Consider the following 595-nt stretch of genomic DNA (forward strand, 5'->3'; position numbering starts at 1 on the left):
CGGCGAGCACTGGTTTCTTACCAATAATGTACTGGATGTTTTCGACTTTCACTTCTTTATCATCGAGCGTTAACAGTTCGCCCAACTTCATCACTTTAGGTTGACCATCATTAAAGCTGTATTCGTATTTCAACGCACTGCCGATGATTTGTTCTTCAGGAATGTTGTACGCCTCTGGAGCCCACACGCGCATAAAGTCCGCGCCACCACCCGAAACAATGTAGGTTTTGAAGTTGTTCTCTTGCAGGTAAGTAAGCATTTCGCGCATCGGCTTAAAGGTGAGGTCGTTATAGGCTTTACCAAAGCGCTTGTCTTTCGCCGCTGCAAGCCATTGCTCGACGGATTGTTGGTATTCTTCTACAGTCATGCCGCTGTGGGTGACTTTCATGATTTGGAGTAGCGATTCTTTACCGCCAGCAAAGACTTTCTCTAAGTCGTTTTCAATGACGGATTTAAAAGGTTCCTGCGTTTTCCATTCTGGATGCGTTTTCGCAAGGGCTTTGATTTGATCCAACGCGAATGCAATTTGGAAATAAATCGGCTTTTCTGACCAAAGTGTACCGTCGTTGTCGAACACGGCAATGCGGTCAGAAAC

Annotated in this window: 1 protein-coding gene; it reads right to left on the reverse strand. The window is 45.7% G+C overall.

Annotation, left to right across the window (positions count from 1 at the left end):
* On the reverse strand, nt 1-595 hold a 595-nt coding region (locus tag R7Q11_RS27815; protein ID WP_225467191.1), incomplete at both ends, for an HAD family hydrolase.

The sequence above is a fragment of the Vibrio sp. 970 genome (genome assembly GCF_033339075.1).